A 24574-nucleotide genomic window follows, 5' to 3' on the forward strand; every position below is an offset into this window, starting at 1 on the left:
GCAACTGCCTAGGCTCCTGCACTCCCCCTTCGCAACTGCCTAGGCTCTTGCGCCCGCCTCGCCGAGCGCGGTGGCCAGCAGGTCGGTCGGCGTGAGTGAGGACAGGCTCGGTACCTGCACGGCTCCGGCGATCTGCGGGATGTCGACGACGTGCGGGATCGCGAGGGTGGGGACGCCGGCGGCGACGGCGGACCGGACGCCGGTCGGCGAGTCCTCGAGCGCGACGCAGTCCCCCGCCCTCACGCCGAGCCCACGCACGGCCGTGTCGTAGGGCTCGGGGTGCGGCTTGCCGTGGGTGACGCGGTCACCGGTGACCGAGAGGGCAAAGGACCCCGGCTCCGTCGCATCGACGACGGCGCCCGCGAGGTCGGTCCACGACATCGTCACCAGCGCGCACGGCACACCCTGCGCGCGACAGGCCGCGAGCAGCTCGCGGGCCCCGGGCCGCCACGGCACGGCGTCACCGACCTGCTCGACCACCCGGCTCTGCAGGCGGTGCACGACCTCCTCCGCCGGCAGGTCGACCGGCGAGTTGTCGAGGATGAACTGCGCCGAGACCAGCAGGGGGTTCCCGACGAGGCCGAGGGCGAGCTCGTGGCTCCACGTCCCGCCGAAGGACTCGACGAGCTCGTGCTCGGCACGGATCCAGTAGGGCTCGGTGTCGACGAGGGTGCCGTCCATGTCCCACAGGACGGCGGCGGGCAGGGAGTTCACGATGTCCACGGGGTCCGAGGCTACGCGTCGTAGGCTGGGGAGCGTGATCGAGATCGAGGACCTGCCCGAGCTGCACGACCCGGTGATGATCCTCGCCTTCGAGGGATGGAACGACGCCGGTGAGGCGGCCTCCCGCGTCATCGAGCACCTCATCGAGCTGTGGGACGCCGAGACCGTCGCCGCGATCGACCCCGAGGACTACTACGACTTCCAGGTCAACCGCCCGCAGGTGACCAACCAGGGTCAGGGTCGCGGGATCCACTGGAACACCACCCGCATCCTCCTCGCCTCCCCCGACAGCCTCGGCCGCGACGTCCTGCTCGTCACGGGGACGGAGCCCTCCTTCCGCTGGCGGGCCTTCACCACCGAGCTGCTCGACCTGGGGGTCGCCCACGGCGTCGAGACCGTCATCTGCCTGGGGGCGCTGCTGGCGGACGTCGCCCACACGCGACCGATCCCGGTGTCCTCGTCCAGCCCCGACGAGATGACCTCGTACCGCTTCGAGCTCGAGCCCTCCCAGTACGAGGGGCCGACGGGCATCACCGGGGTCGTCGCCGACGGCGCGCACCAGGCCGAGATGGTCTCGATCTCCTCGTGGGCCGCCGTGCCGCACTATGCCGCGCAGGTCCCCTGCCCCAAGGCGAGCCTGGCCCTGCTCGGTCAGCTCGAGGACCTCCTCGACACGGTCATCGAGCACGGCGAGCTCGAGGAGGAGGCGCGCGCGTGGGAGCGGGGCGTCGACGAGCTGGCCACCAGCGACGAGGACATCGCCGAGTACGTCTCCGCCCTCGAGAGCGCCCAGGACACCTCAGAGCTGCCGGAGGCCAGTGGTGACGCCATCGCCAAGGAGTTCGAGCGCTACCTGCGCCGGCGCGGCGAGGACACCAACGGGCCGGGCTGAGCGTCGCAGGCCGTCGGGCTCAGAGGCGCACGCCCAGCAGGGCATCCACGGCGCGGGCGAGGTCGCCCGGGGCGCTGGCGACGTCTCCGCCCGTACCGAGGGACGCCTCGCACCAACCGTCGACCGCCACCAGTGCGCTCGGGGAGTCGAGGTCGTCGGCGAGGGCGGCCCGCACCGCGGCGATCGTCGCGGTCGAGTCGGGGCCCCCGTCCGTCGACATCGCCGAACGCCACCGGTCCAGACGTGCCTCCGCCGTCGCGAGCACCTTGTCGGTCCACTCCCACTCGGTGCGGTAGTGGTTGTCGAGCAGCGCCAGGCGGATCGCCCGCGGGTCCACACCCTCCTCGCGCAGCGTCGAGACGCGCACGAGGTTGCCCTTGGACTTGCTCATCTTCTCGCCCTCGTAGCCCACCATCGCCTGGTGGGCGGTGTGCGAGGCGAAGGGACGGTGGCCGGTGATCGCCTCGGCCTGGATCATCGACATCTCGTGGTGCGGGAAGACGAGGTCGGTCCCGCCGCCCTGGACGTCGATCCGCTCCCCGAGGTGCTCCATCGCGATGGCCGTGCACTCGATGTGCCAGCCGGGCCGTCCGGGACCGAGCGACCCGCCGTCCCAGGACGGCTCGCCGGCACGCTCACCACGCCAGAGCATCGGGTCTAGCGGGTCGCGCTTGCCGGGGCGCTCCGGGTCACCGCCGCGCTCGGCGGAGAAGGCGAGCATCGTGTCGCGGTCGAGGTGGCTCAGCTCCCCGAGGCCGCCGGCCGTGGCGAGGTCGAGGTAGGTGTCGCGGATGCCGTCCTCGACGACCTCGTAGGTCATCCCGCGGTCCACGAGCGCGCGGACCGACTCGATGATCGTCGGCATCGACTCGATGACGCCCATGAAGTGGTCCGGGGCGAGGACGCCGAGTGCGGTCATGTCCTCGAGGAAGAGGTCGATCTGCTCCTGCCCCAGGTGCTGCCAGTCGACCCCGTCGCGCGCGGCGCGCTCGAAGAGCGGGTCGTCGACGTCGGTGACGTTCTGCACGTAGGTCACCTCCCGGCCGCCGTCGCGCAGGGCGCGGCCCACCAGGTCGAAGGTCACGTACGTGGCCGCGTGTCCCATGTGGGTCGTGTCGTAGGGGGTGACACCGCACACGTAGAGGGTGGCCCTGCCGTCGTACTCCACCGGCTCGACGCGCTGGCGCGCGACGTCGTGGAGGCAAAGGGTGACGGGGTCACCGGGGACGAGGGGAAGGTGGGGGGACGGCCAGGCTCTCACGCGGACAGCCTACGAGGTGGCACTCACAGCGGTGGCCACGGGATCGACGGCCAGCCGGGCGACGGCTGCGGGTGGATCCCTGAGGCCACCAGCTCGCTCGTCCGCTGGCGCAGCGCGGCCAGCTCCTCGGGGGTGATCAGGGCGAGCAGGTCGGACTCGACGGTCTCCTCCTCCAGGGCTGCGGCCAGCCGCTCCAGCCGACGCGCGTCCGCCTCGGTCAGCGCCTCCCCGGCCCAGCCCCACAGCACCGTGCGCAGCTTCGGCTCGGCGTGCAGGCTCACCCCGTGGTCGATCCCCCACAGCCGGTCTCCCTGCACGAGGATGTGCCCGCCCTTGCGGTCGGAGTTGTTCAGCACCGCGTCGAGCACGGCCATCGAGCGCAGTCTCGGCAGGTCGGGGTGGGAGAGGACGAGGGGGGCGCCCCCTTCGTCCTCACCGGCGAGCACGACGAGGTTGCCCTCGGGCACCTCGTCCGGCGGGGTCACCACGACCGGGCTGGGCGCCTGCACCGTCGCCCGGCCGATCCACCGCTGCACCGATCCGGGCCCCAACGGCCCGTCGCGCAGCAGGGTCTCGGGGATCAGGTCGAAGCCACCCAGCGCGTCCACCCGCGCCGCGGCGACCTCACGCGCGGCGAGCGAGCCGTCCGGGAAGTCCCACAGGGGCCGCTCCCCCGCGATCGGCTTGTACGCGACGGTCACCGGCTCGAGGTCCGCGCGACGGATCTCCGCCACGGTCACGATGTTGCTCGCGGAGGGGTGGCGTCCGAGGACGACGAGGTCACCGTCGTCGAGCATCGCGTCCCACCCCACCCCGGTCAGCGCTTGTAGCCGTTGGCGCGGGGACAGATGTGGCCGTCGGCGTCGACCGGGCCGCCGCAGAAGGGGCAGGCCGGTCGACCGGCGTGCACGACGGTCTCGCACCGCCGGGCGAAGGCCCGCGCCTGCGCCGGCGGGAGCGAGGCCCGCAGGGTGTTGACGACGGAGCCGTCCTCGACCTCGTCGGGGTCCTGGTCGTGCGCCTCGATGATGACGACGTGCCGGTCCTCGTCCCACGACAGGGCGAGGGCACTGACCCGGAAGTCCTCCTCGATGGGCGTGTCGAGGGGCGCGTTGTCCGCGGCCGCGGCAGCTGCGGCGATGGTCGCCTCGACCCCGGCGACCTGGTCGAGCAGCTCGCCCACGCGCTCCGCGAGCACCTGGGCGTGCAGCTTCTCCAGCGCTACCTGCATCCGGCGCTCGCCATCGCTGGCCTGGAGGAAGAAGGTCCGCTGCCCGGGCGGACCGACCGTGCCCACGATGAAGCGCTCGGGTGGGTTGAACTCGACGAGGCTCATGACTGCGACCCTAGCCCGGTGCCGCCACCGACTGTGGCGTCGCCCGCGGTGGACGCGTCCTTCGGTCTCGGTGGCTGCAGCGTGGAGGTGCCGGTGTCGTTGGTGCGCAGCAGCATGGGGCGCGTGTCGGTGAAGTGGATGGCCGAGATCGATCCGGGGTCGACGTGCAGGCGCTGGAAGTCGTCGAGGGAGGTGCCCACCGCGTGCGCGAGGACGGACTTGATGATGTCGCCGTGGCTGAAGGCGGCCCACACCGCGTGCGGCCCGTGCTCGGCGGTGACCGCCGCGTCGATCTCGGCGACGGCGGCGACGGCCCGCGCCGACATCTGCGCGATCGACTCGCCGGGGTACTCGTCGCTGCTGGGGAAGGTCGCCTCCGTCGGTCGGTCCTGCACCACCCGCCAGAGGGGCTCCTCGGCGAGCTCCTTGATCGGGCGGCCGGTCCAGGCGCCGTACCGGCACTCCCCGATCCCCTCGTGCTCCTGGACGGTCAGCCCGTGGGCGGCGGCGAGCGGCTCGGCCGTCTCCAGGCACCGCTGCAGCGGGCTCGACGCGAGGTGGACGAAGGGGGTGCCCGCCAGTCGGTCCACGAGGGCGTCCGCCTGGTCGCGACCGATCTCGTCGAGACCGATGCCCGGTGCGCAGCCGGCCAGGACGCCCTGGGTGTTGGCCGTGGACCGGCCGTGTCGGATGAGGATGCAGTAGGCCACGGCTCCACCCTAGGCGCCCTCACCTGCGAGGATGCCCGCGTGATCGTCGACCAGGCCCATTATCGCGACGGACGCCGTCTGCCCTTCTCCGAGATCGGCGAGGCGCTCGAGGAGATCCGCGCGCACGAGTCCTCGGACTTCCTCTGGATCGGGATGAAGGATCCCTCGACCGAGACCTTCGCCCGCGTCTCCGACGCACTGCACCTGCACCCCCTGGCCATCGAGGACTCGGTCACCGGGGACCAGCGACCCAAGATCGAGCGGTACGACGACGGGTACTTCGTCGTCCTGCGTCCGTTGCGCTACGTCGAGGCGACCTCCGACGTCGAGTCCGGGGAGATCATGATCTTCCTCGCCGAGGACTACCTCGTGACGATCCGCCGGGGTGAGGCCGCGCCGCTGGCCGGCCTGCGCACCCGTCTCGAGGAGGACCCGGAGGCCCTGACGCGTGGCCCCTGGGGAGTCCTCCACGCCATCCTCGACCTCGTCGTGGACCAGTACCTGGCGATCGAGGACGAGCTGCAGGTCGACCTCGAGGAGATCGAGACCAAGGTGTTCTCGACCGATGACGACGTGGAGACCGCGACGATCTACGCGCTCAAGCGCGAGGTGCTCGAGTTCAAGCGCGCGGCGACGCCGCTCGTGCGTCCGCTCGCCCACCTGGTCAGTGAGCGGTCACCGGTGCCCACCGACGACCTGCGATTCCTCTTCCGCGACGTGCAGGACCACCTGTCCCTCGTCATCGACAACACGGAGTCCCAGGACGGGCTGCTCTCCGACGTCCTCAACGCCCATCTCGCCCAAGTCGGCCTGCAACAGAACCAGGACATGCGGAAGATCTCGGCGTGGGCGGCGATGGCGGTCCTCCCGACGATGATCGCGGGGATCTACGGGATGAACTTCGAGTACATGCCGGAGCTGACCGCGAGCATCGACGTCGGAGGTCGTGAGATCTACTACGGCTACCCGTCGGTCATGCTGCTGACCCTCGCCGCCTGCACCCTGCTCTACCGCTCGTTCAAGCGGTCCGGCTGGCTGTGACGGCGGGCAGACCTCTCAGCGGTCGTCGTCCTCGTCGTAGTCCTCGTCGTCGAGGCCGCCGTAGGACTGGTCGTCCTCGTCGTCGTCGTAGTCCTCGTCGTCGGAGTCCGCGTCATCGACCATGAACTGCTCGTCGACGACGACGAGCGGGGTCATCTCCCCCGTCGCGTCGTGGAGGGCGTCGTCGTAGGCCTCGAAGGCATCGGCAAGGTCCTCGTAGGCCGCGACGACTGTGGGGTCGTCCTCGCCACGGCGCTGCGACGAGGCCTCGAGGTGTCGCTCGAGGGCGGCGATCAGCTGGTTCAGGGCGGGGCGCGGGTCGCTCATGGGGACGACGCTACCGCCATTGGGCCACAATGGTGCCGATGCCCGAGTACGAGTTCCGCACAGTCGTCTTCCCACGGGGTGCCGCGCGCGCCGCCATCCGTCAGGAACTGGCCGACCATGCCGAGTACGGCCACTGGGAGCTGCACCGCAAGGTCGTCTACCTCGGTGGGGTCCAGAAGGCGTGGCTGCGCCGCAAGATCATTCGCGTCCCGCGGCCCAGCCACCTGCCGGAGAGGGCGCGCTGACGCTCCTCAGCAGTCCTCGACGAGGCGCCAGAGCACCTTCGCGCCGAACTCGAGCGAGTCCAGCGGCACCCGCTCGTCGATGCCGTGGAACATCGGCGCGAAGTCCAGGTCCGCCGGCAGGCGCAGCGGTGCGAAGCCATAGCCGGTGACCCCGATCGTGGACAGCGCCTTGTTGTCCGTGCCGCCGGAGAGGCAGTACGGCAGGATCGCCGCCCCGGGGTCCTCGGCGAGCAGAGCCGCCTTCATCCGCTCGACGAGCGCGCCCTCGAAGGGCGACTCGAGCGAGGTGTCCGCGTGGCCGACCTCGACGTCCACGTGCTCACCGGCCAGCTCCCGGATGGTGGCCATGAGGTCGTCCTCGTGGCCGGGCAGGAAGCGGCAGTCCAGGGCGGCCGTGGCGTCCTGCGGGATGACGTTGTGCTTGTAGCCGGCGTCGAGCATCGTGATGTTGGCGGTGTCCTGCAGGGCGCCGCGCACGAAGCCGGCAGCCGGACCGATCCGCTCCAGCAGCGCCTCGGCGTCCTCGTCGCTGTAGCCGACCCCGGTGACCTCGGACAGCCCGTCGAGCAGCCCGCGCACCGAGGCGATGAACTCACGCGGCCACTTGTGCGCATCGATGCGGGCAATGGCCTCGGCGAGGTGGACGATCGGGTTGTCGTCCGTGGGGACGGAGCCGTGCCCGGCCCTCCCCCTGGCCCGCAGGTGGAGCCAGGCGATGCCCTTCTCCGCGGTCTGGAGGAGATAGGCCCGGCGAGGGTCCCCCTTCGCGTCCTCGACGGTGACGCTGTACCCACCGACCTCGCTGATCGCCTCGGTGACGCCACCGAAGACCTCGGGGTGCTTCCTGACCATGAACTGGCTGCCGAGCATTCCCCCGGCCTCCTCGTCGGCGAAGAAGACGAAGAGCAGGTCCCGCGGCGGGACGGTGGCGGTGCGGGCGAGGTGGCGGACCGTCGCGAGCATCATCGCGACCATGTCCTTCATGTCGACCGCGCCGCGGCCCCAGAGGCAGCCGTCAGCCTCCACCGCGTCGAAGGGGGGATGCGTCCAGTCCTCGGCGTGGGCCGGGACGACGTCGAGGTGCCCGTGGATGCACAGCGCGCCGCGATCGCGGTCGGCGCCGGGTATGCGCACGGAGACGGTGGTGCGGCGCTCCTCCGACTCGAAGACCTGTGGCTCGAGGCCGACCTCGCGCAGCTGGGCGACGACGTAGTCGGCGGCCTCCCGCTCGCCCGGGCCGTCCTGGCCCGGGCCGTAGTTGCTCGTGTCGATCCGCAGCAGGTCGCGGCAGATGCGCACAACCTCCTGCTCGGGCGCCGTGATCTCGCTCATGTCGGCAGGGTAGTTGGTGGACGGGTCGCCGTCCCGCTCGGCGTCAGTCGGCCTCGGGGGTGAAGGTCTCCGGCAGGTACGGGTCGGCCCAGGCGGCGACCAGCTGGGCCACCCTGCGGGAGTCGGCGGCCCGACGCAGCAGGTGGTCGGCCCCGTCGAGGGCGATGAAGGACTTCGGGTGCCGGGCCGCGCGGAAGATGGTGCTGGCGTTCTCCAGCTCCACGACCTCGTCCTGCGGTGAGTGCATCACCAGCAACGGCCGCTCGAGGGCGGCCGTCGCCCCCATGGGGTTGAAGGTCTGCAGATCGTCGACGAAGGCTCGGGAGACCTTCAGCCGCTGGCCACCGAGGACGACCTCGGCGCGCCCCTCGCGCTCGACCTCCTCGAGCACCCCCTCGAAGAGGTGGGTCACGTGGGCCGGGTCCGCCGGCGCCCCGATCGTGGCCACCGCCGCGACCTCCGGGATCTCCGGGGCCGCCGGGATCACCGCTGCACCGCCGAGGGAGTGCCCCACGAGCAGCTGCGGCGCGCCGTGCACCGAGCGCATCCAGTCCGCGGCCCGGACGATGTCCGAGACGCGCGAGGAGAAGGTCGCCTCCGCGAACCGCCCACCGGAATCCCCCAGGCCGGTGAAGTCGAAGCGCAGCACCGCCAGACCCCGCTCGCACAGCTGCCGCGCGATCCGGCGGGTGGCGTGGTGGTTGCGTCCGCCGGTGAAGCAGTGCGCCATCAGCGCGTACCCCTCGGGCTCCTTGCCGGGCAGGTCCAGGGTGCCGGCGAGGGTCTCGCCGCCGGATCCGGTGAAGCTGATCTCTTCGGCGTCCATGCCCCGAGCATGTCAAAGACGGGTCACAGGTCCGCACCGAAGCACCGCGGTGCCTTGGCGGCCCCGCGGCGAGAAGGCACCATCTGCACCATGTGGTCACGCCCCCTTCGCCGACGACGCCGACGCGCCAGTCCGGCCCCGACCCACACCCGCACCCCGCTGCGGCTGACCGCCGAGTCGCGGGTGACGGCCTCGATCTCCGACTCCCGGGCCTGGTACATCATCGACGTGACGACCGGGGGCAGCCTCGACAGCGCTGAGCACGGGCACGAGCTGGTCCTGCCCACCGGGCGGGAGATCGTCGTCACGGGCCACGAACGTCCGTCGACGCTCCGGTGGCGCGACGCCCATCCGGACACCGGCACGACGGGCAGCGGTGGACTCCTGACCCTCAAGAGCTGGATCGACAACTCGACCACGATCACCCTCACGCACCACATCGACCTGCCGGCCGGTACCTCATGGAGGGTGGTGACGGCCCGCCAGGATCTCCTTGACGCGGACGTGAAGTCACACGCCCGTGCGTGGGTGGAGCGCCTGGCCAGGCACGGCGCGGCCACCACCGGCAACACCTGATCCGGGGCATTCGCTTGCGTTGGCGCTGCGTGCCGGCCCGTCCGGAGCTGCCGCAGGAGCGCCGCGACGCGATCACGGCGGCCGCCGAGCTGGTCTTCGGCGCCACCTCGTGGACCTACGGCGCCACCCTGGACGAGCTCGACAGCGCTGCCATCGCCGCGCTCCGCTGACCCACCCGCGCTCGCGCTGCGCCGACGCCCGCACCCATCTAAGGTCACCACCACAGACGGTTGCCGCCGCACCTGCCGCCGCGAACCGTCCCCATCCAAAGGCGCCACCTTGCGCGTCACCCGCAGATCCGAAGGGCCCACCATGACCAGCGCCCCCTCCACCCGCGTGCGCACCCGCCACCTGGCCGCAGCCCTCGTGGCCGCCGCCCTGACGATCGCCCCGGCCATCGCCACTCCCTCCTCTCCCCCGGCCGCCGCAGCCACCCACAGCGGGACCGCCGAGACCACCGTCTCCGCGTCGCTGTCGGCGACCAAGACCAAGGACGGCGCGCGCGCCACCATCTCCGGGCGCGTCACCACCACCGGCCGCGCACGCCCACTCAAGCTCCAGCGCCGCGCCACCAACACCGGCACCTGGCGCTCCGTCAAGCGCGCCACCAGCCGCGACGACGGCCGCTACACCCTCACCTTGCCCATCCGCTACGGCTGGCACACCTACCGCGTGCGCGCCACCGCGACCACGACCCACCGCGCCGGCACCTCCCGGCAACGCACCCACCGCCGCTACGGCTCGACCGCCATCACCCTGCACGCCCACGCAACCAGCCTCTCCGGCAAGGTCACCTCCCGTGACTACAGCGGTCGCACCGTCCACCTCTACCAGCGCGATGACACCCGCTGGGTCAAGATCAGCTCCACCAGCACCACCAGCTCCGGCACGTACACCTTCCCCCTGCCCGTCACCACCGACCCGCGCACGTACCGGACCGTGGCCGCCACCACCCGCACCGCCCACGCACGCAGCAGCCCCTGGGTACAGGCCCACCACCAGGCACCCGCTACCTCCCTCGTGCCCACCGCAGCCACCACGGGAGTCCCCACCTCCCACACCCTCAGCCCCTCAGACGGGATGACGGTCACCAAGGACGGGACCGTCATCGACGGCCTGGACGTCAGCGGCCGAATCGTCATCGACGCCGACAACGTGACCGTCCGCAACACCCGGGTGCGCACCGGCACCAGCCTCTACCCCATCCACATCACCTCTGGCACGCGCGGTACCCGCATCGAGCACGTGGAGGTCGACAACAAGGGCGGCACCGGGATCGGCATCTTCGCCCAGGGCTCCGCGACCATCCGCAACGCCAACATCCACTCCGCTGAGGACGGCCTCCGCATCCAAGCCGACAACGTGCTCATCGCCCACTCCTACATCCACCACCTCCAGCGCCAGCCCGGCGGCCACCACGACACGATCCAGATCCGCAAGGGTGATCACGTCACCATCACCGGCAACAACCTCCAGCCGTACAACGCAGCCACCGGCGACCGGATGAACGCAGCACTCCAGGTCGGCTCCCTCGTCGGCACCGACCCGATCACCGAGCTGCTCGTCACCGACAACCTGATGAACGGCGGCAACTTCACCGTCAACGGCGGCGGCCGCGGCGAAATCGACAGCGCCCGCTACGCCGGGAACCGCTTCGGCCGCGACTTCCGATACGGCGCCGTCGGCAACCTCCAGAACAGCGTGTGGGAAAAGACCAACGTCTGGCACGACACCGGCCAGCCCGTGCGCTGACCCGACACCGCCCCACCCACGTCTTGGATCCATCCCATCGCACGCCCAGTCCCTGAAAACCACGAAACCTCGGTCAGATTCGACATCTGACCGAGGTTTCGTGAACCGAAGTCCACCAGTTTCGTGAACTCCTTGTGTGTGTGAGGCGTTCACGAAACGCTCGTAGAGCGGGCTGTAGGGCATGTCCTTGGAGGAGCCTGCCCCCACCCTCCAGGCACTGGATATTGCCCCGCCCGAGAGCCCGGCCTACTGGCCCGCGGCTAGGTCGGCAACAAGCTTCTGGGCAAGGGCGCGCTCTCGCGGACCGTCGTGTTCGGCGAGGTCAGCGGCGATGACCTGCTCGCTGGTGACCCCATCGTGGATCCCAGTCACCGTTGATGACGTGGACGACCACATTCGCACGCGCATCAGCGACCGGGGCCAAGAGGTCGGCCTCGACGAGAGCATTGAGGTCGTCGGTTCGCAGATAGCCCTCGACTGCGTCTCCGGCCGAGATCTGCGACGCCGGTAGAGACACGCCGGAAGGGTGGAATCGTGGGTCCTCACACACGGCCGACAGGTCAGACGTGATGCGTTGATGCACCCGCGCGCTTGTCACCCCGAGGCGCCCGACCGCAGAACCTCCACCAAGGGAGCTGAGCGTCCAGGCCACCTTCCACAGCGCGGTCCCAAGACCACCGCGAGCACCTCCCCGCGAAGGGAGCCCTCCCCAACATCTTCGGCACCGCCCGCGCCGGCAAGACCGCACGCAAGGGCACCTGGACCCCCACCCCCAGCACATACCGCTACCGGCGGTGCGAGCTGGGGGTCTCGTCATCAATGGCAAGACCGGCACCCGGTACAAGGTCACGCACCGACTGCGGCCGCCCTCACCTCTCACCCATCCCCAAAACGCCGGAAGCACCCCCTGGAAGTACCCCACCGGGCCAGGCATGCGGGCGTGAACCCTTCGAGGACGACCGCGGGTCAGACCGTCACGAGACGAGTCACGTCGGGCCGGACCGGCTGCAGGATCGTCAACCACGACTCGTCGATGACGGTGACCGAGAGCTGGTACCCCCACAGCTGCCAGGTGCTCGCGTAGTACGTCACCCCGTCGATGACCAGCAGATCGGTACGGGCACGGTTCGTGACGTGTTCGCCTGGCTCGTCGCGGTAGGCAAAGTCGACGACCCGCTTCGGCAAGCGAATCCCGGACTCAACCAGCTGGTCGACCAAGCCGGACGCCTGAACACCGGGGATGCTGCGCGCGTCCTCGGCCTCCTCGCCGACCGCGAACGAGAACGTCGACAGTTCCACCGCCCGCACACCCTTGACGCCACTCTCCGGCGCCACCACCGCACGATTGACACCGGACCCCGTCGGCTCGTGCCGGGTCTCCCAGAACTCGGGAACCGACTCCTCGTCGGCGAACCAGAACTTACGCACCACACGCTCCTCTCGCTACGCTCCGCACGGTGACTTGGCCAGTCTGGTGGTTGCGATGTAGTTCAACACGTCGCAGCCTCCGGAGTCGGTACGCCGGGTCGTCAGCCGGGCAGACACCGACGCCAGCCGCGACGAAGGTGAGCAGACAGTGATGGGGCAGCGCAGAGACCGCATATGCGGCCTCGACCAGCACAGTCAGATCGACCAGGGGCGCCAGAGCACCGGGGCTGCGGGCCTCCGGCCACGTGCACCGTGGGCCACTCCCGCCTTCAGTGCAGCATCCGCCAAGACCGCACTCAGGTGCGCCCAACTTCGAGCTCCACCCACGGCTCTTGCGTTGGAGTGCATCAATGCGTGCAGTGACCAAGCTGCATCAGTGGAGATGCGCCGCATGACGCCAACTGGAGGGCCTGCCCGGACTCTCCAACCGGGGACCTACTCCGCGAGCGGCTCGCCCACTTGTGTCAGGAAGGAACGGGCAATGTTCATCCACTCCTGTGGAGTTGCGCCCTCCACCCAGATCTCGAGGTACTCCTCCGGGGCGAGCCCCATCGGCGCAGGGTTCAAGAGAGCACGGTCATAGTCGGCGAACGGTGATGTGCCCTTCACGGACCCAGCCGTCGCGTGCCTGACGGCCTCAGAACCACGAAACCTCGGGCAGATTCACCATCTGACCGAGGTTTCGTGAACCAGATCCACACGTTTCGTGAACCCCTCTTGGGTGTCCGAGGGGGGACTTGAACCCCCATGCCCTAATACGGGCACTAGCACCTCAAGCTAGCGCGTCTGCCAATTCCGCCACCCGGACGAGTGGTGCTGACCGGCGGTTGGGGCCACCGGGGCAACGACGAGAAACTTTACACGGGGATGCGCCCGGGATGAAATCCGGGACGGGACACAGGCTGCACCCGTGCTCGAGACCGTCACCGCGACCCGATTCGCGGTCCCCCTGCGCGAAGGGGGGCTCCCTCCCCGGACTCGTCGAGGCCGACGACCTGGGGATGTACGTCGTGAAGTTCCGCGGCGCCGGCCAGGGCCTGAAGGTGCTCGTCGCCGAGATCCTCGTCGGGGAGATCGCGCGGCGCCTGGGCATCCCGGTCCCCCGGCTGGCCGTCGTCGACCTGGCCAAGGACATCGCCCGCTACGAGGCCGACGAGGAGGTCCAGGACCTGCTCACGGCCTCGGTCGGCACCAACCTCGGTCTGGACTACCTGCCCGGCTCCTTCGGCTACGACGGGTCGCGACCGGCGACACGGGAGGAGGCGGAGCCGATCGTCTGGCTCGATGCCTTCACGGCCAATGTCGACAGGACGTGGGCCAACCCCAACCTGCTCGTGTGGGGCGGGCGACCGTGGGCCATCGACCACGGTGCGGCCCGACTCCTCGACCGGCTCGTGCGCTAGGCCGCATGGAGCCCCTCGAGGTGGACCTCGAGGCGGGAACGGGTCAGCGTCGGCGGCACTGGCTCGCGCGGGTGGGGGATGTCGCGTCCCACCCCGAGCAGGGGTGGTGCGGGACAGCGATGGTCCTGCCCGTGGGTGGTGGTCAGTCGTACCTGGTGGGGCCGGTCGCCGGGATCGAGCCCGGTGGCCGTCACAGTGGCTCGCCAACCGGGGGTCTCCTTGTCGAGGTTGTGCCGTTCGCACAGGCCCCACCCGTTGATCGCGTTGGTCCGACCGCCATCCGCTGCGGGGTGGGCATGATCGACCTGTCTCGTCGGGGCATCGCACCAGGGCACGCGGCAGGTGGCATCACGCAGGGTGATCAAAGCGCGCAGAGCGCCGGTGTGGAACCGTTGCCGTGACTCCATCGCGACCAGGTTCCGCCCGTCCGGTGGCGTGAACAGCCGCCGCAACCAGATCCCCGGGCTGTGGTCACCCTCGGACCCGGCGGACTCGAGCTGGTCCAGGAGACGAGTCAGGTGCTCACGGGCGCTGTGCGCCGGCAGGGCACCCCATCCGGGCACCTCGACCGCCCCGCCATCCCCGCTCGTGCCATCACCCGCGGTCCCGTGGCCCGCGGCTCCGTGGCCCGCATCGGCGGACACCGGGTCGTCGTCGTCCGGCTCGTCACGGGTGGGCAGGAGCGTCGTGTCGCTCATGACCAGACCGACCTCGACGGGCTGCGCCTGACCCTCATCCCGCCCGGACAGACGCTCCAGTGCGGTGTCGGCCATCCACGCGCCCCGGCTGCGCTCGTCCGCCGTACGCTCGGCGTCGACCTGCGGGTCACCCGTCGCAACGAATCGCGCCGCCTCCGCCGCAGTCAGCGACGCGTGGGCACCGACCACGTCCGTCAATGGACCCAGGACCGAGAGCCACGCCATCCCGTCCGGCGCCGGGCGCGTGCTCACCCTGCGGGAGGCGACGGCCTTCTCGTTGCGCCTGACCACACTGGCCGGGTCGATAACGGTGCACGCCCGGTGGGCGGCGCCCCTCAGCGCGCGGTCGCCCAACAGGGCCAGGTCCCCGGCCAGGCGGCGATCGGCCTCCCTGCGGTCCTGCGGCGACAAGCAGGTCGTCTCCTGGGCGACGACGCCCGCCCTGGACTCGCTCACCCGTCCGGCAGTCAACGCGGACATCGTCTGCGGCAGGACGGAGCACCAGGCCCGTGCGGTGGCCACGTGCCGATCGGCCTGCGCCGGCGAGCACCGCCGCGCCAGAGCGACCTCGCTGCGCGCCGCGCTGGTCCGCCGACGGGCCTCGCCGCGCGTGATCTCCTCACGCGCCCGAGCGGCTGATGCGTCCTGCTCCACCTGCTCCACGAAGTGCACCGTCGCCCGCGCCTGCACCGCCGAGACCGCGGACTTGATCTCCTCCGCCACCGTGATCACCTGCAGGCACTCCGCCCGGGTCAGTCCATCCACGGCCGTCAGCCCCGAGAGCCACTCACGGGTGTCGCCCAACAACTCCGTTACCCCGGGAAGACCCGTGACCACGTCAGCCGTGTCGCCCTCGGCCGCGCGTCCCCTCGGCGCGTCGGTGTCGACTGTCACGATCACGGTCTTCCCCTCCTCATGGAGTGCCCGGCTCATGTTCCATTCGAACATGTGTTCGACAAAGTGTCAACAGGGCACCCTCGGAATCGGCGGGCGAGCATCTAGGGTCGGAAGCATGGACTTCACACGACCGACCGCACCAGACCCCTACGAGATGCTCCCGGCCACGGCGTCCTTCGACGTCTCCAGCGAGGACTTCGTCGACGGCGCAACCCTGCCCGACGCGCAGGTCGCCTCCGGGGGCAACCGCAGTCCGCAGCTGTCCTGGTCCGGCGCGCCCGAGGGGACGAAGAGCTTCGCCGTCTCCTGCTTCGACCCGGACGCACCCACCCCGGCCGGCTTCTGGCACTGGACCGTGGTCGACCTGCCCGCTGACACGACCTCGCTGCCGGCGGACGCCGGAGCCGAGGGTGGCGCGAACCTCCCCGAGGGCGCCTTCATGACCACGACGGACAACGGCACCAGGGACTTCGGTGGGGCCGCCCCACCGGAGGGTGACATGGCGCACCGCTACGTCTTCGCGGTGCACGCCCTGGACGTCGAGCCGGGTGGCCTGGGCATCGACGGTGACGTCAGCTGCACGGTCGCGGCCTTCACCTACCTGCCCCACACGCTCGGCCGGGCCGTCATCACGGGCACCTACCAGGCCTGAGTCCGGCTGCGGGCCTGCGGTGCCGTGGGCCGGCGGGTCTGCGGGTCAGCGCACCCGCAGCTCCCACGCAGCCACGGCACCCGCGGCCGCGACGTTGAGCGAGTCGACCACACCGGTCATCGGGATCGTCACGGTGAGGTCGACCTGCCCGAGGGTCCGGCGCGCCAATCCGTCGCCCTCGGTGCCCAGGACCAGCGCGAGACGCTCGGGCGGGTCGGCCGACAGCTCGTCGAGCCCGACCGCGTCCGGCGCCAACGCCAGCGCCGCCACCGTGAACCCGGCCTCGCGCAACGCCTCGATGCCGCCGGGCCACGGGTCGATACGCGTCCACGGCACCTGGAAGACCGTGCCCATCGAGACCCGGATGGCCCGCCGGTAGAGCGGGTCGGCGCACCGGGGTGTCACGAGGACGGCGTCCGTCCCCAGCGCCGCCGCCGAGCGGAAGACGGCACCGACGTTGGTGTGGTCGACGACGTCCTCGATCACCAGCACCCGCCGGGCTCCGGCGAGCACCTCGGCCAGCGAGGGCAGCTGCGGGCGGTGCATCGAGGCCAGCGCACCGCGGTGGAGGTTGTACCCGGTGATCCCCTCGATGACCTCCGCCGTCCCGGTGTAGACCGGGACCCCCTTCGCCTCCGCCTCCTCGACGATGTCGGCGAGGTCGGTCAACCACCGCTCCCCCATGAGGAAGGCGCGCGGCTCGTGGCCGGTGGACAGGGCGCGGCGGATGACCTTCTCGCTCTCGGCGAGGTAGAGGCCGCCGGCCGGCTCGAGGAGGCGGCGCATCTTCACGTCGGTGAGCCCGACGAAGTCGCGCAGGCGCTCGTCGCCGGGGTCGGTGATGGTGATGGGCACGGGACGAGGCTAGAGCAGCGTGCGGATGATGACGCCGAGACTGGCCACGACGCAGAAGGCCAGGACGACCCGACGCAGGGCCCGCGCATCCAGTCGGGAGCGCACCGGCCCCGCCATCAGGTGCCCCGCGACGACGAAGGGCCACCACGTGATCCCGGCCCGCAGCTGCTCGGGGGTGACCTGACCGGCCAGGGCCAGTCCCGCGAGACTCGCGCCGGTCCCGACGATGAAGAAGACGGCCAGGGTGGCGCGCAGGCGGTGCGGCGGCTCGTGCTGCATCGCTAGGGCCATGAAGGGACCCCCGATCGAGGCGGCAGTACCGGACACACCGCTGATGGCTCCCGCGGTCAGCATGCTGCCCCGGGTGGGCCGGATGTCCACGGCCCTGACGGAGACGGCCACGGTGACCAGGATGAGCACCCCGACGAGCAGGGCGATCGCGTCGGCGGAGGTCACGGCCACGATGACGATGCCCAGGGGGGTGGCCAGCAGGCGGGCCACGAGGGACCAGCCGAGCGGCTGCCAGGAGATCTCCCGCGGTCCGCTCGCTAGCTGGACGAAGGGCAGGAAGATCGCGCACACCATCAACGACACCGGCATCAGCTGCGGCTCGACCACGACGACCAGCGGCGCGGAGACGACCGCGATGCCGAAGCCGATCGAGGACTGGACGAACGCCCCGATACCCACGGCCAGCCCGAGAGCGAGGATCGTCGGGTCGAGCCAGGCCGTCACGGGAAGAAGACGAACTTGACCAGGCCGACGAGACCGACGACGACGATGACGGCGCGCAGGACGTTCGGCGCCAGCCGCCGGCCGTAGCGGGCCCCGAGGACACCCCCGATGATCGCGCCGACGGCGACGAGACCCGCGATCCGCCAGTCGACGAGATCGGGCTCGACGATGATGAAGACGAGGGACGCCACGGCGTTGACGATGGTGCCCAGGACGTTCTTCAGACCGTTCAGCGCCTGCAGTCGCTCGGTCGACAGCGCCGAGAGCAGGCCGATGAGGATGACCCCCTGCGCCGCGCCGAAGTAGCCGCCGTACACGCCGGCCAGGAGCACCCCGGCCATCAGGGCCGCGACCTGCGAGACGGGCACCCTGCCGCCCTCGTGGTGGTGTCGCTTGGCCCAGGCGGACAGCCGCGGGCCGAGGACGACGAGCACGATGCCGATGGCGATGAGCACGGGGACGACCGTGGCGAAGGCCTCCGGCGGAAGCACGAGCAGGAGCAGGGCGCCGATGATCGCGCCGAGGACCGACATGGGGATCAGCTGGGCGACCTTGCGTCCCAGGCCCTTCATCTCGGGCAGGTAGCCGATCGTCCCGCTGATGCCGCCGGCGACGAGGCCGACGGAGTTGGAGATGTTCGCCGTCAGGGGCGGCACGCCGAGCACGAGCAGCGTCGGGAAGGTCACGAGCGTGCCCGAGCCCACGAGCGTGTTGATGCCGCCCGCCCACACGGCGGCAAGGATCACCGCACCGATCTCGAGCCAGGACACCCGGTCACCCTAGACCGCGCCGACCACGGACGCGGCGCCGGTCCGCCTGTCAGCCCCGCGCGCGGGAGGACCAGCGCTGCCCGTGCTGCTCCAGCACGAGGTCGAGGCCGAAGGTCTCGGAGAGGTTGGCCTCGGTCAGCGTCAGCTCGATCGGCCCCTGGGCGACGACCCGCCCCTCGCGCAGCAGGAGCACGTCGGTGAAGTTCGGCGGGATCTCCTCGACGTGGTGCGTCACCATGACCACGGCGGGCGCCTCGAGGTCGGCGGCGATCTCGCCGAGTCGGGCGACGAGGTCCTCCCGGCCGCCCAGGTCGAGCCCGGCCGTCGGCTCGTCGAGGAGCATCAGCTCCGGGTCGGTCATCAGGGCCCGCGCGATCTGCACCCTCTTGCGCTCCCCCTCCGACAACGTCCCGAAGGGTCGCTCGGCCAGGTGGGCCACCCCGAGCGCGTCGAGCAGCTCGCGGGCGCGCCCGTGGTCGAGGTCCTCGTAGGACTCCCGCCAGCGGCCGACGACTCCCCAGGAGGCGGTGACGACGACGTCCTGGACCCTCTCCCCCTTCGGTATCCGCTCGGCGAGCGCCGCCGAGGACAGGCCGATCCGCGGACGCAGGTCGAAGACGTCGACGGTGCCGAGCACCTCGCCGAGGATGCCCACGACACCGCTCGTCGGGTGCATGCGCGCGGCGGCGAGCTGGAGGAGCGTGGTCTTGCCGGCACCGTTGGGGCCGAGGATGACCCAGCGTTGGCCCTCCTCGACCTCCCAGTCGACGTCGGCGAGCAGCGTGGTGGCGCCACGCACCACGGTGGCACCGGCGAGGGCGAGGACATCACTCATGCCCCGACCCTAACCGCCGGTCCCTATCATCGGTGAGATGCACGAACTGCCCGCTTCCGTCCGTGTCGCCCTGTGGGTCACCCACGCCTGGGCCGGCGGCACGAGCATGCCCGACGCCCTCCGGCGGGCGCTGCCGGACGTCGACCACACCGAGGGCCTGCGCGAGCAGCTCGACCTGTGGCGCGACCTCGGTGAGGCGGCCGTGCTCGTCGCCCTCCCCGGTCCCGGACACACCGCCGGCCTGCCCCGGTGCGGCCCCGTCGCCACCGAGGCCGCGGTGGAGGCGGGCGAGGCCCTCTTCGTGCCCGGCCTGGGCGGCATGCTCGTCCCGGAGCACTCCTCGTACGGCTCGGAGGGCGCCACGGCGCACCGGATCGACTGGGTGGCCCACGACTCCGACCCGGTGCCGGTCCACCGGATCGAGGCGCTCGACCACTCCCAGCTCGAGCGCCACCTGCGCCAGCGGGTGCTCGCCGCCGTCGACGACCTCGAGGACATCGACGGTCGGCCGTGGTCGAGCGACATCGCCCACGACCTCGTCGACGACCGCCTCGGCGCCGACTGGGCCCTGCCGCCACGGCTCCCCGACCGGGCGCGCAGCGTCATCGGGATGGCGGCCACCCTCTCCGTCGCCGCCACGGTCGGCCTGGAGCACTCCGGGGCGCTCTCCGCCTCCCACGAGCACACACGGGCAAGCGCCCTGCGGGCCCTGCACCGCGATGCCGAGCGTGCCCTCGCGGACGCGACCAACGCCGCCTGCGCCGCCTTCGCCGGCTGGGTGCCCACGCGGTGACGGGCGTCCGGGAGCTGCGGACCGCGCGGTTGCGGTTGCTCCCGGTACGCCCGCACGACCTGCCCTTCCTCGTCGAGCTCGACGGTGACCCGGAGGTCATGCGTCATCTCACCGGGCGCGCCCGCACACCGCAGGAGGCGCGTGACTTCTGGACGCCACGCATCCCGGGGCCGCAGTGGATCGGTCACCTCGACTCCGGCCCGGTGGGCTGGTGGGCCCTGTGGCCGTGCGAAGGGGGCCGGGCCGAGCTCGGGTACCGGCTGCGGCGCAGTGCATGGGGCCGTGGTCTGGCCGTGGAAGGGGCCAGGGCCGTCGTCGACGAGGCCTTCCGGGACCCGGCCGTGCGCGTGGTGCGCGCCGAGACGATGGTCGTCAACGAGGCCTCCCGGGCCGTGATGCGTCGCCTCGGCATGCACCACGTGCGCACCGAGGTGCGCGAGTGGGAGGACCCCCTGCCGGGGGCCGAGCTCGGCGAGGTCATCGCCGAGGTCACCCGTCAGGAGTGGTCGAGCACCGAGGCGTAGACCTGCATCGTGCGATCCCCGATGCTCGCCCAGGAGAACTGCTCCACGGCGCGCTGCCGGCCCGCGGCACCCCGCGCGGCGGCGTGCTGCGGGTCGGCGAGGGCCTCGGTGAGCGCAGCCGCGAGGTCGCGCTCGAAGACCGCGGTGTCCACGGGCGTCCCGGTCCCGTCCTGCACCTGCTCGATGGGCACCAGCCACCCGGTCCCGCCGTCGACGACGACCTCGGGGATCCCGCCGGTGGCGGTCGCGACGACGGGCAGCCCGCACGCCATCGCCTCGAGGTTGACGATGCCCAGCGGCTCGTAGACCGAGGGGCAGGCGAAGACCGTCGCCGAGGTGAGCAGGGCGATCACCTCGTGCCGCGGCAGCATCTCCGGGATCCAGACCACCCCGTCGCGCTCCCGGCGCAGGTCGGCGATGAGCCCCTCGACCTCGGCGAGCAGCTCCGGGGTGTCCGGTGCCCCGGCGCACAGAACGAGCTGGACGTCCGCGGGCAGGTCCTTCGCCGCGCGGAGGAGGTGCGGCAGACCCTTCTGCCGGGTGATCCGCCCGACGAAGACCACCGACGCACGATCGGGGTCGACCCCGTGCCGACGCACGACGTCGAGGTCCTCCCCCGGCTGCCACAGCTGCGAGTCGATGCCGTTGTGCACGACGTGCACCCGCGCGGGATCGATGTCCGGGTAGCTGCGCAGGATGTCCGCACGCATCCCTGCACTGACCGCGATGACCGCGGCCGCCGCCTCGTAGGCGCTGCGCTCCACCCACGAGGAGAGGCGGTAGCCACCGCCGAGCTGCTCGGCCTTCCACGGCCGCAGCGGCTCGAGACTGTGCGCGGAGACGATGTGTGGGACGCCGTGCAGGAGGGAGGCGGTGTGACCGGCGAAGTTGGCGTACCAGGTGTGGCTGTGCACCAGGTCCGCGCCCCCGCAGTCCGCGGCCATGGCCAGGTCGACACCCATCGTCGTCAACGCCGCGTTCGCCCCCGACAGGGTGTCCGGCTCCCGGTAGGCGGTCGTCCCCCCTTCGTCCCGGGGCTCGCCGAAGCAGCGCACGCGCACGTCCGTGTCGCCGCGCTCGCGCAGGGCTCGGCTGAGCTCCGCCACGTGGACCCCCGCCCCGCCGTAGATCGCTGGAGGGTATTCCTTGGTCAGGATGTCGACGCGCACCTGCACAGCGTAGGCCGGAACCGAGTAGGTTCGGCGGTGAGCGAAGGGAGTGTGTCCGATGCCTGGTGGAAAGCACCCGAAGGTCCTGGCGATCGTCCTGGCCGGTGGTGAGGGCAAGCGCCTGATGCCGCTCACGGCGGATCGGGCCAAGCCGGCGGTGCCCTTCGGGGGCATCTACCGCCTCGTCGACTTCGCCCTGAGCAATGTCGTCAACTCCGGCTACGCCAAGATCATCGTGCTCACCCAGTACAAGTCGCACAGCCTCGACCGGCACGTCAGCCAGGCCTGGCGGCTGGCCTCGCCGCTGGGGCACTACGTCGCGCCCGTGCCGGCCCAGCAGCGCCGGGGCAAGAGCTGGTACACGGGAAGTGCGGACGCGATCTACCAGTCCTTCAACGCGATCGTCGACGAGCGACCCGAGATCGTGGTCGTCGTCGGGGCCGACCACGTCTACCGGATGGACTTCTCCGACATGGTCGCCCAGCACCGCGAGACAGGCGCGGACTGCACGGTGGCCGCGATCCGGCAGCCGATCGAGCAGGCGGGCCAGTTCGGGGTCATGGAGGTCGGTGGGGACGGGCGGCGCATCACCGCCTTCCGGGAGAAGCCGAGCGACCCGCACGGACTGCCCGATGCACCGCACGAGGTGTTCGCATCGATGGGCAACTACGTCTTCAGCACCGAGGCGCTCATGGACGCGATCCGCACCGACGCCGAAGCCGAGTCCAGCCACGACATGGGTGGCGACATCGTCCCCGCCTTCGTCGACCGGGGCAGCGCGTACGCCTACGACTTCGCGGACAACACCGTCCCCGGGTCCACCGACCGCGACCGGGGCTACTGGCGGGACGTCGGGACCATGGACAGCTACTTCGACGCGCACATGGACCTGACCTCGGTTCTGCCGGTCTTCAACCTCTACAACTACGACTGGCCGATCAACACCCACCAGGGGGCCTTCCCCCCGGCGAAGTTCGTCCACGCGGACGGCGAACGAGCCGGCGGTGCGACGAACTCGATCGTCTCCCCGGGCGTCGTCGTCTCCGGCGGCCACGTGGACAACTCGGTCCTCTCCCCCGGCGTCTTCGTCCACTCCTACAGCTCGATCTCCGACAGCGTCCTCCTCGACGGGGTCGACATCGGTCGGCACGCCCGGCTGGAGCGGGTCATCGTCGACAAGGGCGTGCACGTCCCCCCGGGGATGCACCTCGGTGTCGACGCGGAGGAGGACCGGGCCCGGGGACTGCACGTGACCGCGTCCGGGATCACAGTCGTCGGGAAGGGACACGTCTTCGACGAGACCTAGACTGCGGCGCATGACTCCACTGCCCGGCGAGGGTCCGATCGCCGTCGTCCTCGACGTCGACTCCACCCTCATCCAGGACGAGGTCATCGAGCTGATCGCCGACCACGCGGGCACCCGTGAGGAGGTCACGGCCGTCACCGAGGCCGCCATGCGGGGCGAGCTGGACTTCACCGAGAGCCTGCACGCGCGGGTCGCGACCCTCGAGGGCCTGCCGGTGACGGTCTTCGACCAGGTGCGTGCGGCCGTGCGGCTCACCCCCGGCGCCCGCACCCTCGTCTCGACCCTCACCGAGGGCGGCCACGTCGTGGGGATCGTCAGCGGCGGCTTCATGGAGGTCGTCGCCCCACTCGCCGAGCAGCTGGGCATCGAGACCCTCAAGGCCAACACCCTCGAGGTGGTCGACGGGCACCTCACCGGCGCCGTGCTCGGGGACGTCGTGGGGCCGACCACGAAGGCGGACTTCCTCACCCGCCTGGCGGCCGGCGCGGGCATCGACCCGGACCGCACGGTCGCGATCGGCGACGGCGCCAACGACCTGCAGATGATGGCAGCCGCGCAGCTGGGCATCGCCTTCTGCGCCAAGCCCACCGTCCGCGAGCACGCCGACGTCGCCGTCGACGAGCGGGACCTGCGGCGAGTCCTCGAGCTGCTCGGCATCGACCCCCTGCCCCAGGAGGACGACGAGGGCGGCCACCCGCTCGCGTGAGAGCGGCGGGCTAGAGACCCATCGCGTGCACGCCGCCGTCGACGTGCAGGATCTCTCCCGTCGTGGCCGGGAACCAGTCGGACAGGAGCATCGTGCACGCCTTGGCGGTGGGCACCGGGTCGCCGACGTCCCATCCGAGCGGTGCGCGGTCGTCCCAGTTCTCCTCGAACTGCTCGAAGCCGGGGATCGACTTCGCGGCCGTGGTCTTGATCGGGCCGGCGGCGACGAGGTTGCAGCGCACGCCCTTCGGTCCGAGGTCGCGCGCGAGGTAGCGGTTGGTCGACTCGAAGGCGGCCTTGGCCACGCCCATCCAGTCGTAGACCGGCCAGGCGTAGGAGGCGTCGAAGGTCAGGCCCACGACCGAACCACCCTCGGCCATCCGCGGCAGGGCGGCGACGGCCAGCGCCTTGAGCGAGAAGGCGGAGACGTGGACCGCGGTCGCGACGTCCTCCCAGGCGGCCTCGAGGAAGTTGAAGGCACCCTCGGGCGCGAACCCGATCGAGTGCAGCACCCCGTCCAGGGTCTCGGCGTGCTCGCCGACACGGTCGGCGAGGGCAGCGAGGTCCTCGTCGCTCGTGACGTCGAGCTCGATGACCGGCGCCTCCTGTGGCAGCCGCTTGGCGATCGAGCGGGTGATCTTCATGGTCCGGCCGAAGCTGGTCAGGATCACCTGCGCCCCCTGCTCCTGCGCGAGCTTCGCGACGTGGAAGGCGATCGAGGACTCCATGAGGACGCCCGTGATGAGGAAGGTCTTGCCGGTGAGCATCTGCTGCCTTTCGTCA

General features: G+C 71.1%; 27 protein-coding genes, 1 tRNA gene and 1 pseudogene. 12 read left to right on the plus strand and 17 right to left on the minus strand.

The genetic code is table 11. The annotated features are described in order from the left end of the window. Positions 1–39 precede the first annotated feature (39 nt). On the minus strand, positions 40–723 hold the full coding sequence (locus O9K63_RS04850; RefSeq protein ID WP_431190356.1) for an HAD family hydrolase: 684 nt from the start codon (positions 721–723) through the stop codon (positions 40–42). Between the two features lie 34 nt (positions 724–757). Between O9K63_RS04850 and O9K63_RS04855 the strand changes: the two genes are divergently transcribed. Then, the gene (locus O9K63_RS04855; protein WP_277241067.1) at positions 758–1615 is read left to right on the plus strand and encodes a PAC2 family protein; all 858 of its coding nucleotides are present in this window, start codon (positions 758–760) and stop codon (positions 1613–1615) included. A gap of 19 nt (positions 1616–1634) precedes the next feature. Here the strand turns inward: O9K63_RS04855 and mshC are convergent, their stop codons facing one another. The 4 genes from mshC to O9K63_RS04875 are packed head-to-tail and all read right to left on the minus strand — an operon-like array spanning position 1635 to position 4922. Next, the gene (gene mshC / locus O9K63_RS04860) at positions 1635–2876 is read right to left on the minus strand and encodes a cysteine--1-D-myo-inosityl 2-amino-2-deoxy-alpha-D-glucopyranoside ligase (RefSeq protein WP_277241069.1); all 1242 of its coding nucleotides are present in this window, start codon (positions 2874–2876) and stop codon (positions 1635–1637) included. A 23-nt stretch (positions 2877–2899) separates the two neighbouring features. After that, a complete protein-coding gene (locus O9K63_RS04865) occupies positions 2900–3673 on the minus strand; it encodes an SCO1664 family protein (RefSeq protein WP_277241071.1) in 774 nt (257 codons plus the stop codon). A gap of 20 nt (positions 3674–3693) precedes the next feature. Further along, positions 3694–4212, minus strand: a complete 519-nt coding sequence (locus O9K63_RS04870; protein WP_277241072.1) for a DUF3090 domain-containing protein — start codon at positions 4210–4212, stop codon at positions 3694–3696. Further along, positions 4209–4922, minus strand: a complete 714-nt coding sequence (locus O9K63_RS04875) for an MSMEG_4193 family putative phosphomutase (RefSeq protein WP_277241074.1) — start codon at positions 4920–4922, stop codon at positions 4209–4211. The genes O9K63_RS04870 and O9K63_RS04875 overlap by 4 nt, the downstream gene beginning before the upstream one ends. A 39-nt stretch (positions 4923–4961) precedes the next feature. Here O9K63_RS04875 and O9K63_RS04880 point away from each other — a divergent pair, with 39 nt between their 5' ends. Beyond that, positions 4962–5963: a magnesium and cobalt transport protein CorA gene (locus O9K63_RS04880; protein ID WP_277241076.1), complete on the plus strand. Its 1002-nt coding sequence runs from the start codon at positions 4962–4964 to the stop codon at positions 5961–5963. Between the two features lie 15 nt (positions 5964–5978). Here the strand turns inward: O9K63_RS04880 and O9K63_RS04885 are convergent, their stop codons facing one another. Further along, positions 5979–6290, minus strand: a complete 312-nt coding sequence (locus O9K63_RS04885) for a primosomal protein (RefSeq protein WP_277241078.1) — start codon at positions 6288–6290, stop codon at positions 5979–5981. Between the two features lie 38 nt (positions 6291–6328). On the opposite strand from O9K63_RS04885, the gene O9K63_RS04890 reads away from it, so the two are divergent. Beyond that, positions 6329–6535: a DUF5703 family protein gene (locus tag O9K63_RS04890; protein ID WP_346771041.1), complete on the plus strand. Its 207-nt coding sequence runs from the start codon at positions 6329–6331 to the stop codon at positions 6533–6535. Positions 6536–6541: 6 nt separating this feature from the next. Here the strand turns inward: O9K63_RS04890 and O9K63_RS04895 are convergent, their stop codons facing one another. Together O9K63_RS04895 and O9K63_RS04900 are read right to left on the minus strand one after the other, a co-directional pair. Further along, positions 6542–7867, minus strand: a complete 1326-nt coding sequence (locus tag O9K63_RS04895; protein WP_277241082.1) for a M20/M25/M40 family metallo-hydrolase — start codon at positions 7865–7867, stop codon at positions 6542–6544. Positions 7868–7910: 43 nt separating this feature from the next. Beyond that, positions 7911–8693 carry an alpha/beta hydrolase family protein gene (locus O9K63_RS04900; protein WP_277241084.1) on the minus strand — a complete coding sequence of 261 codons (783 nt, stop codon included), beginning with the start codon at positions 8691–8693 and terminating at the stop codon, positions 7911–7913. Positions 8694–8783: 90 nt separating this feature from the next. Here O9K63_RS04900 and O9K63_RS04905 point away from each other — a divergent pair, with 90 nt between their 5' ends. From O9K63_RS04905 to O9K63_RS04915, 3 genes are all read left to right on the plus strand, one after another. Further along, entirely contained in the window at positions 8784–9269 is a 486-nt protein-coding gene (locus tag O9K63_RS04905) for a hypothetical protein (RefSeq protein WP_277241086.1), read from the plus strand. 29 nt (positions 9270–9298) lie between these two features. Continuing rightward, the gene (locus O9K63_RS04910) at positions 9299–9439 is read left to right on the plus strand and encodes a hypothetical protein (protein WP_277241088.1); all 141 of its coding nucleotides are present in this window, start codon (positions 9299–9301) and stop codon (positions 9437–9439) included. Positions 9440–9581: 142 nt separating this feature from the next. Then, on the plus strand, positions 9582–11021 hold the full coding sequence (locus tag O9K63_RS04915) for a right-handed parallel beta-helix repeat-containing protein (RefSeq protein ID WP_277241090.1): 1440 nt from the start codon (positions 9582–9584) through the stop codon (positions 11019–11021). 966 nt (positions 11022–11987) lie between these two features. Here the strand turns inward: O9K63_RS04915 and O9K63_RS04920 are convergent. Both O9K63_RS04920 and O9K63_RS04925 read right to left on the minus strand, forming a co-directional pair. Further along, positions 11988–12356, minus strand: a complete 369-nt coding sequence (locus O9K63_RS04920; protein ID WP_277241092.1) for a hypothetical protein — start codon at positions 12354–12356, stop codon at positions 11988–11990. Between the two features lie 815 nt (positions 12357–13171). Continuing rightward, positions 13172–13257, minus strand: a tRNA-Leu gene (locus O9K63_RS04925). 102 nt (positions 13258–13359) lie between these two features. Here O9K63_RS04925 and O9K63_RS04930 point away from each other — a divergent pair. After that, positions 13360–13825 (plus strand): annotated as a pseudogene (locus O9K63_RS04930) (HipA family kinase); the annotation flags it as partial. Between the two features lie 23 nt (positions 13826–13848). On the opposite strand, the gene O9K63_RS04935 reads toward O9K63_RS04930, so the two are convergent. Further along, positions 13849–15450 (minus strand): HNH endonuclease signature motif containing protein, encoded by a 1602-nt coding sequence (locus tag O9K63_RS04935; RefSeq protein WP_277241094.1) that lies wholly within the window; start codon positions 15448–15450, stop codon positions 13849–13851. 112 nt (positions 15451–15562) lie between these two features. Between O9K63_RS04935 and O9K63_RS04940 the strand changes: the two genes are divergently transcribed. Then, positions 15563–16099 carry a YbhB/YbcL family Raf kinase inhibitor-like protein gene (locus O9K63_RS04940; RefSeq protein ID WP_277241096.1) on the plus strand — a complete coding sequence of 179 codons (537 nt, stop codon included), beginning with the start codon at positions 15563–15565 and terminating at the stop codon, positions 16097–16099. A gap of 45 nt (positions 16100–16144) precedes the next feature. On the opposite strand, the gene O9K63_RS04945 is transcribed toward O9K63_RS04940, so the two are convergent. The 4 genes from O9K63_RS04945 to O9K63_RS04960 are packed head-to-tail and all read right to left on the minus strand — an operon-like array spanning position 16145 to position 19294. Beyond that, the gene (locus tag O9K63_RS04945) at positions 16145–16954 is read right to left on the minus strand and encodes a TrmH family RNA methyltransferase (RefSeq protein WP_277241098.1); all 810 of its coding nucleotides are present in this window, start codon (positions 16952–16954) and stop codon (positions 16145–16147) included. A 9-nt stretch (positions 16955–16963) separates the two neighbouring features. Next, on the minus strand, positions 16964–17689 hold the full coding sequence (locus tag O9K63_RS04950; RefSeq protein WP_277241099.1) for a sulfite exporter TauE/SafE family protein: 726 nt from the start codon (positions 17687–17689) through the stop codon (positions 16964–16966). Further along, the gene (locus O9K63_RS04955) at positions 17686–18459 is read right to left on the minus strand and encodes a sulfite exporter TauE/SafE family protein (protein ID WP_277241101.1); all 774 of its coding nucleotides are present in this window, start codon (positions 18457–18459) and stop codon (positions 17686–17688) included. Before O9K63_RS04955 ends, O9K63_RS04950 begins: the two co-directional genes overlap by 4 nt. A 49-nt stretch (positions 18460–18508) precedes the next feature. Continuing rightward, positions 18509–19294 carry an ABC transporter ATP-binding protein gene (locus O9K63_RS04960; protein WP_277241103.1) on the minus strand — a complete coding sequence of 262 codons (786 nt, stop codon included), beginning with the start codon at positions 19292–19294 and terminating at the stop codon, positions 18509–18511. 37 nt (positions 19295–19331) lie between these two features. Here O9K63_RS04960 and O9K63_RS04965 point away from each other — a divergent pair, with 37 nt between their 5' ends. Then, positions 19332–20087 (plus strand): hypothetical protein, encoded by a 756-nt coding sequence (locus O9K63_RS04965; RefSeq protein ID WP_277241105.1) that lies wholly within the window; start codon positions 19332–19334, stop codon positions 20085–20087. Then, positions 20084–20611 (plus strand): GNAT family N-acetyltransferase, encoded by a 528-nt coding sequence (locus tag O9K63_RS04970; protein ID WP_277241107.1) that lies wholly within the window; start codon positions 20084–20086, stop codon positions 20609–20611. The genes O9K63_RS04965 and O9K63_RS04970 overlap by 4 nt, the downstream gene beginning before the upstream one ends. Here O9K63_RS04970 and glgA read toward each other — a convergent pair. After that, positions 20584–21780 (minus strand): glycogen synthase, encoded by a 1197-nt coding sequence (gene glgA / locus O9K63_RS04975; protein ID WP_277241110.1) that lies wholly within the window; start codon positions 21778–21780, stop codon positions 20584–20586. The genes O9K63_RS04970 and glgA overlap by 28 nt on opposite strands. Positions 21781–21838: 58 nt before the next feature. Here glgA and glgC point away from each other — a divergent pair, with 58 nt between their 5' ends. After that, positions 21839–23086, plus strand: a complete 1248-nt coding sequence (gene glgC, locus O9K63_RS04980) for a glucose-1-phosphate adenylyltransferase (RefSeq protein WP_277241112.1) — start codon at positions 21839–21841, stop codon at positions 23084–23086. Between the two features lie 10 nt (positions 23087–23096). After that, positions 23097–23792 (plus strand): phosphoserine phosphatase SerB, encoded by a 696-nt coding sequence (gene serB, locus O9K63_RS04985; protein ID WP_277241114.1) that lies wholly within the window; start codon positions 23097–23099, stop codon positions 23790–23792. Between the two features lie 10 nt (positions 23793–23802). Here serB and fabI read toward each other — a convergent pair whose 3' ends face one another. After that, on the minus strand, positions 23803–24558 hold the full coding sequence (gene fabI / locus O9K63_RS04990; RefSeq protein ID WP_277241116.1) for an enoyl-ACP reductase FabI: 756 nt from the start codon (positions 24556–24558) through the stop codon (positions 23803–23805). Between the last annotated feature and the right edge of the window lie 16 nt (positions 24559–24574).

The organism is Janibacter cremeus (assembly GCF_029395675.1).
Classification (GTDB): domain Bacteria; phylum Actinomycetota; class Actinomycetes; order Actinomycetales; family Dermatophilaceae; genus Janibacter; species Janibacter cremeus_A.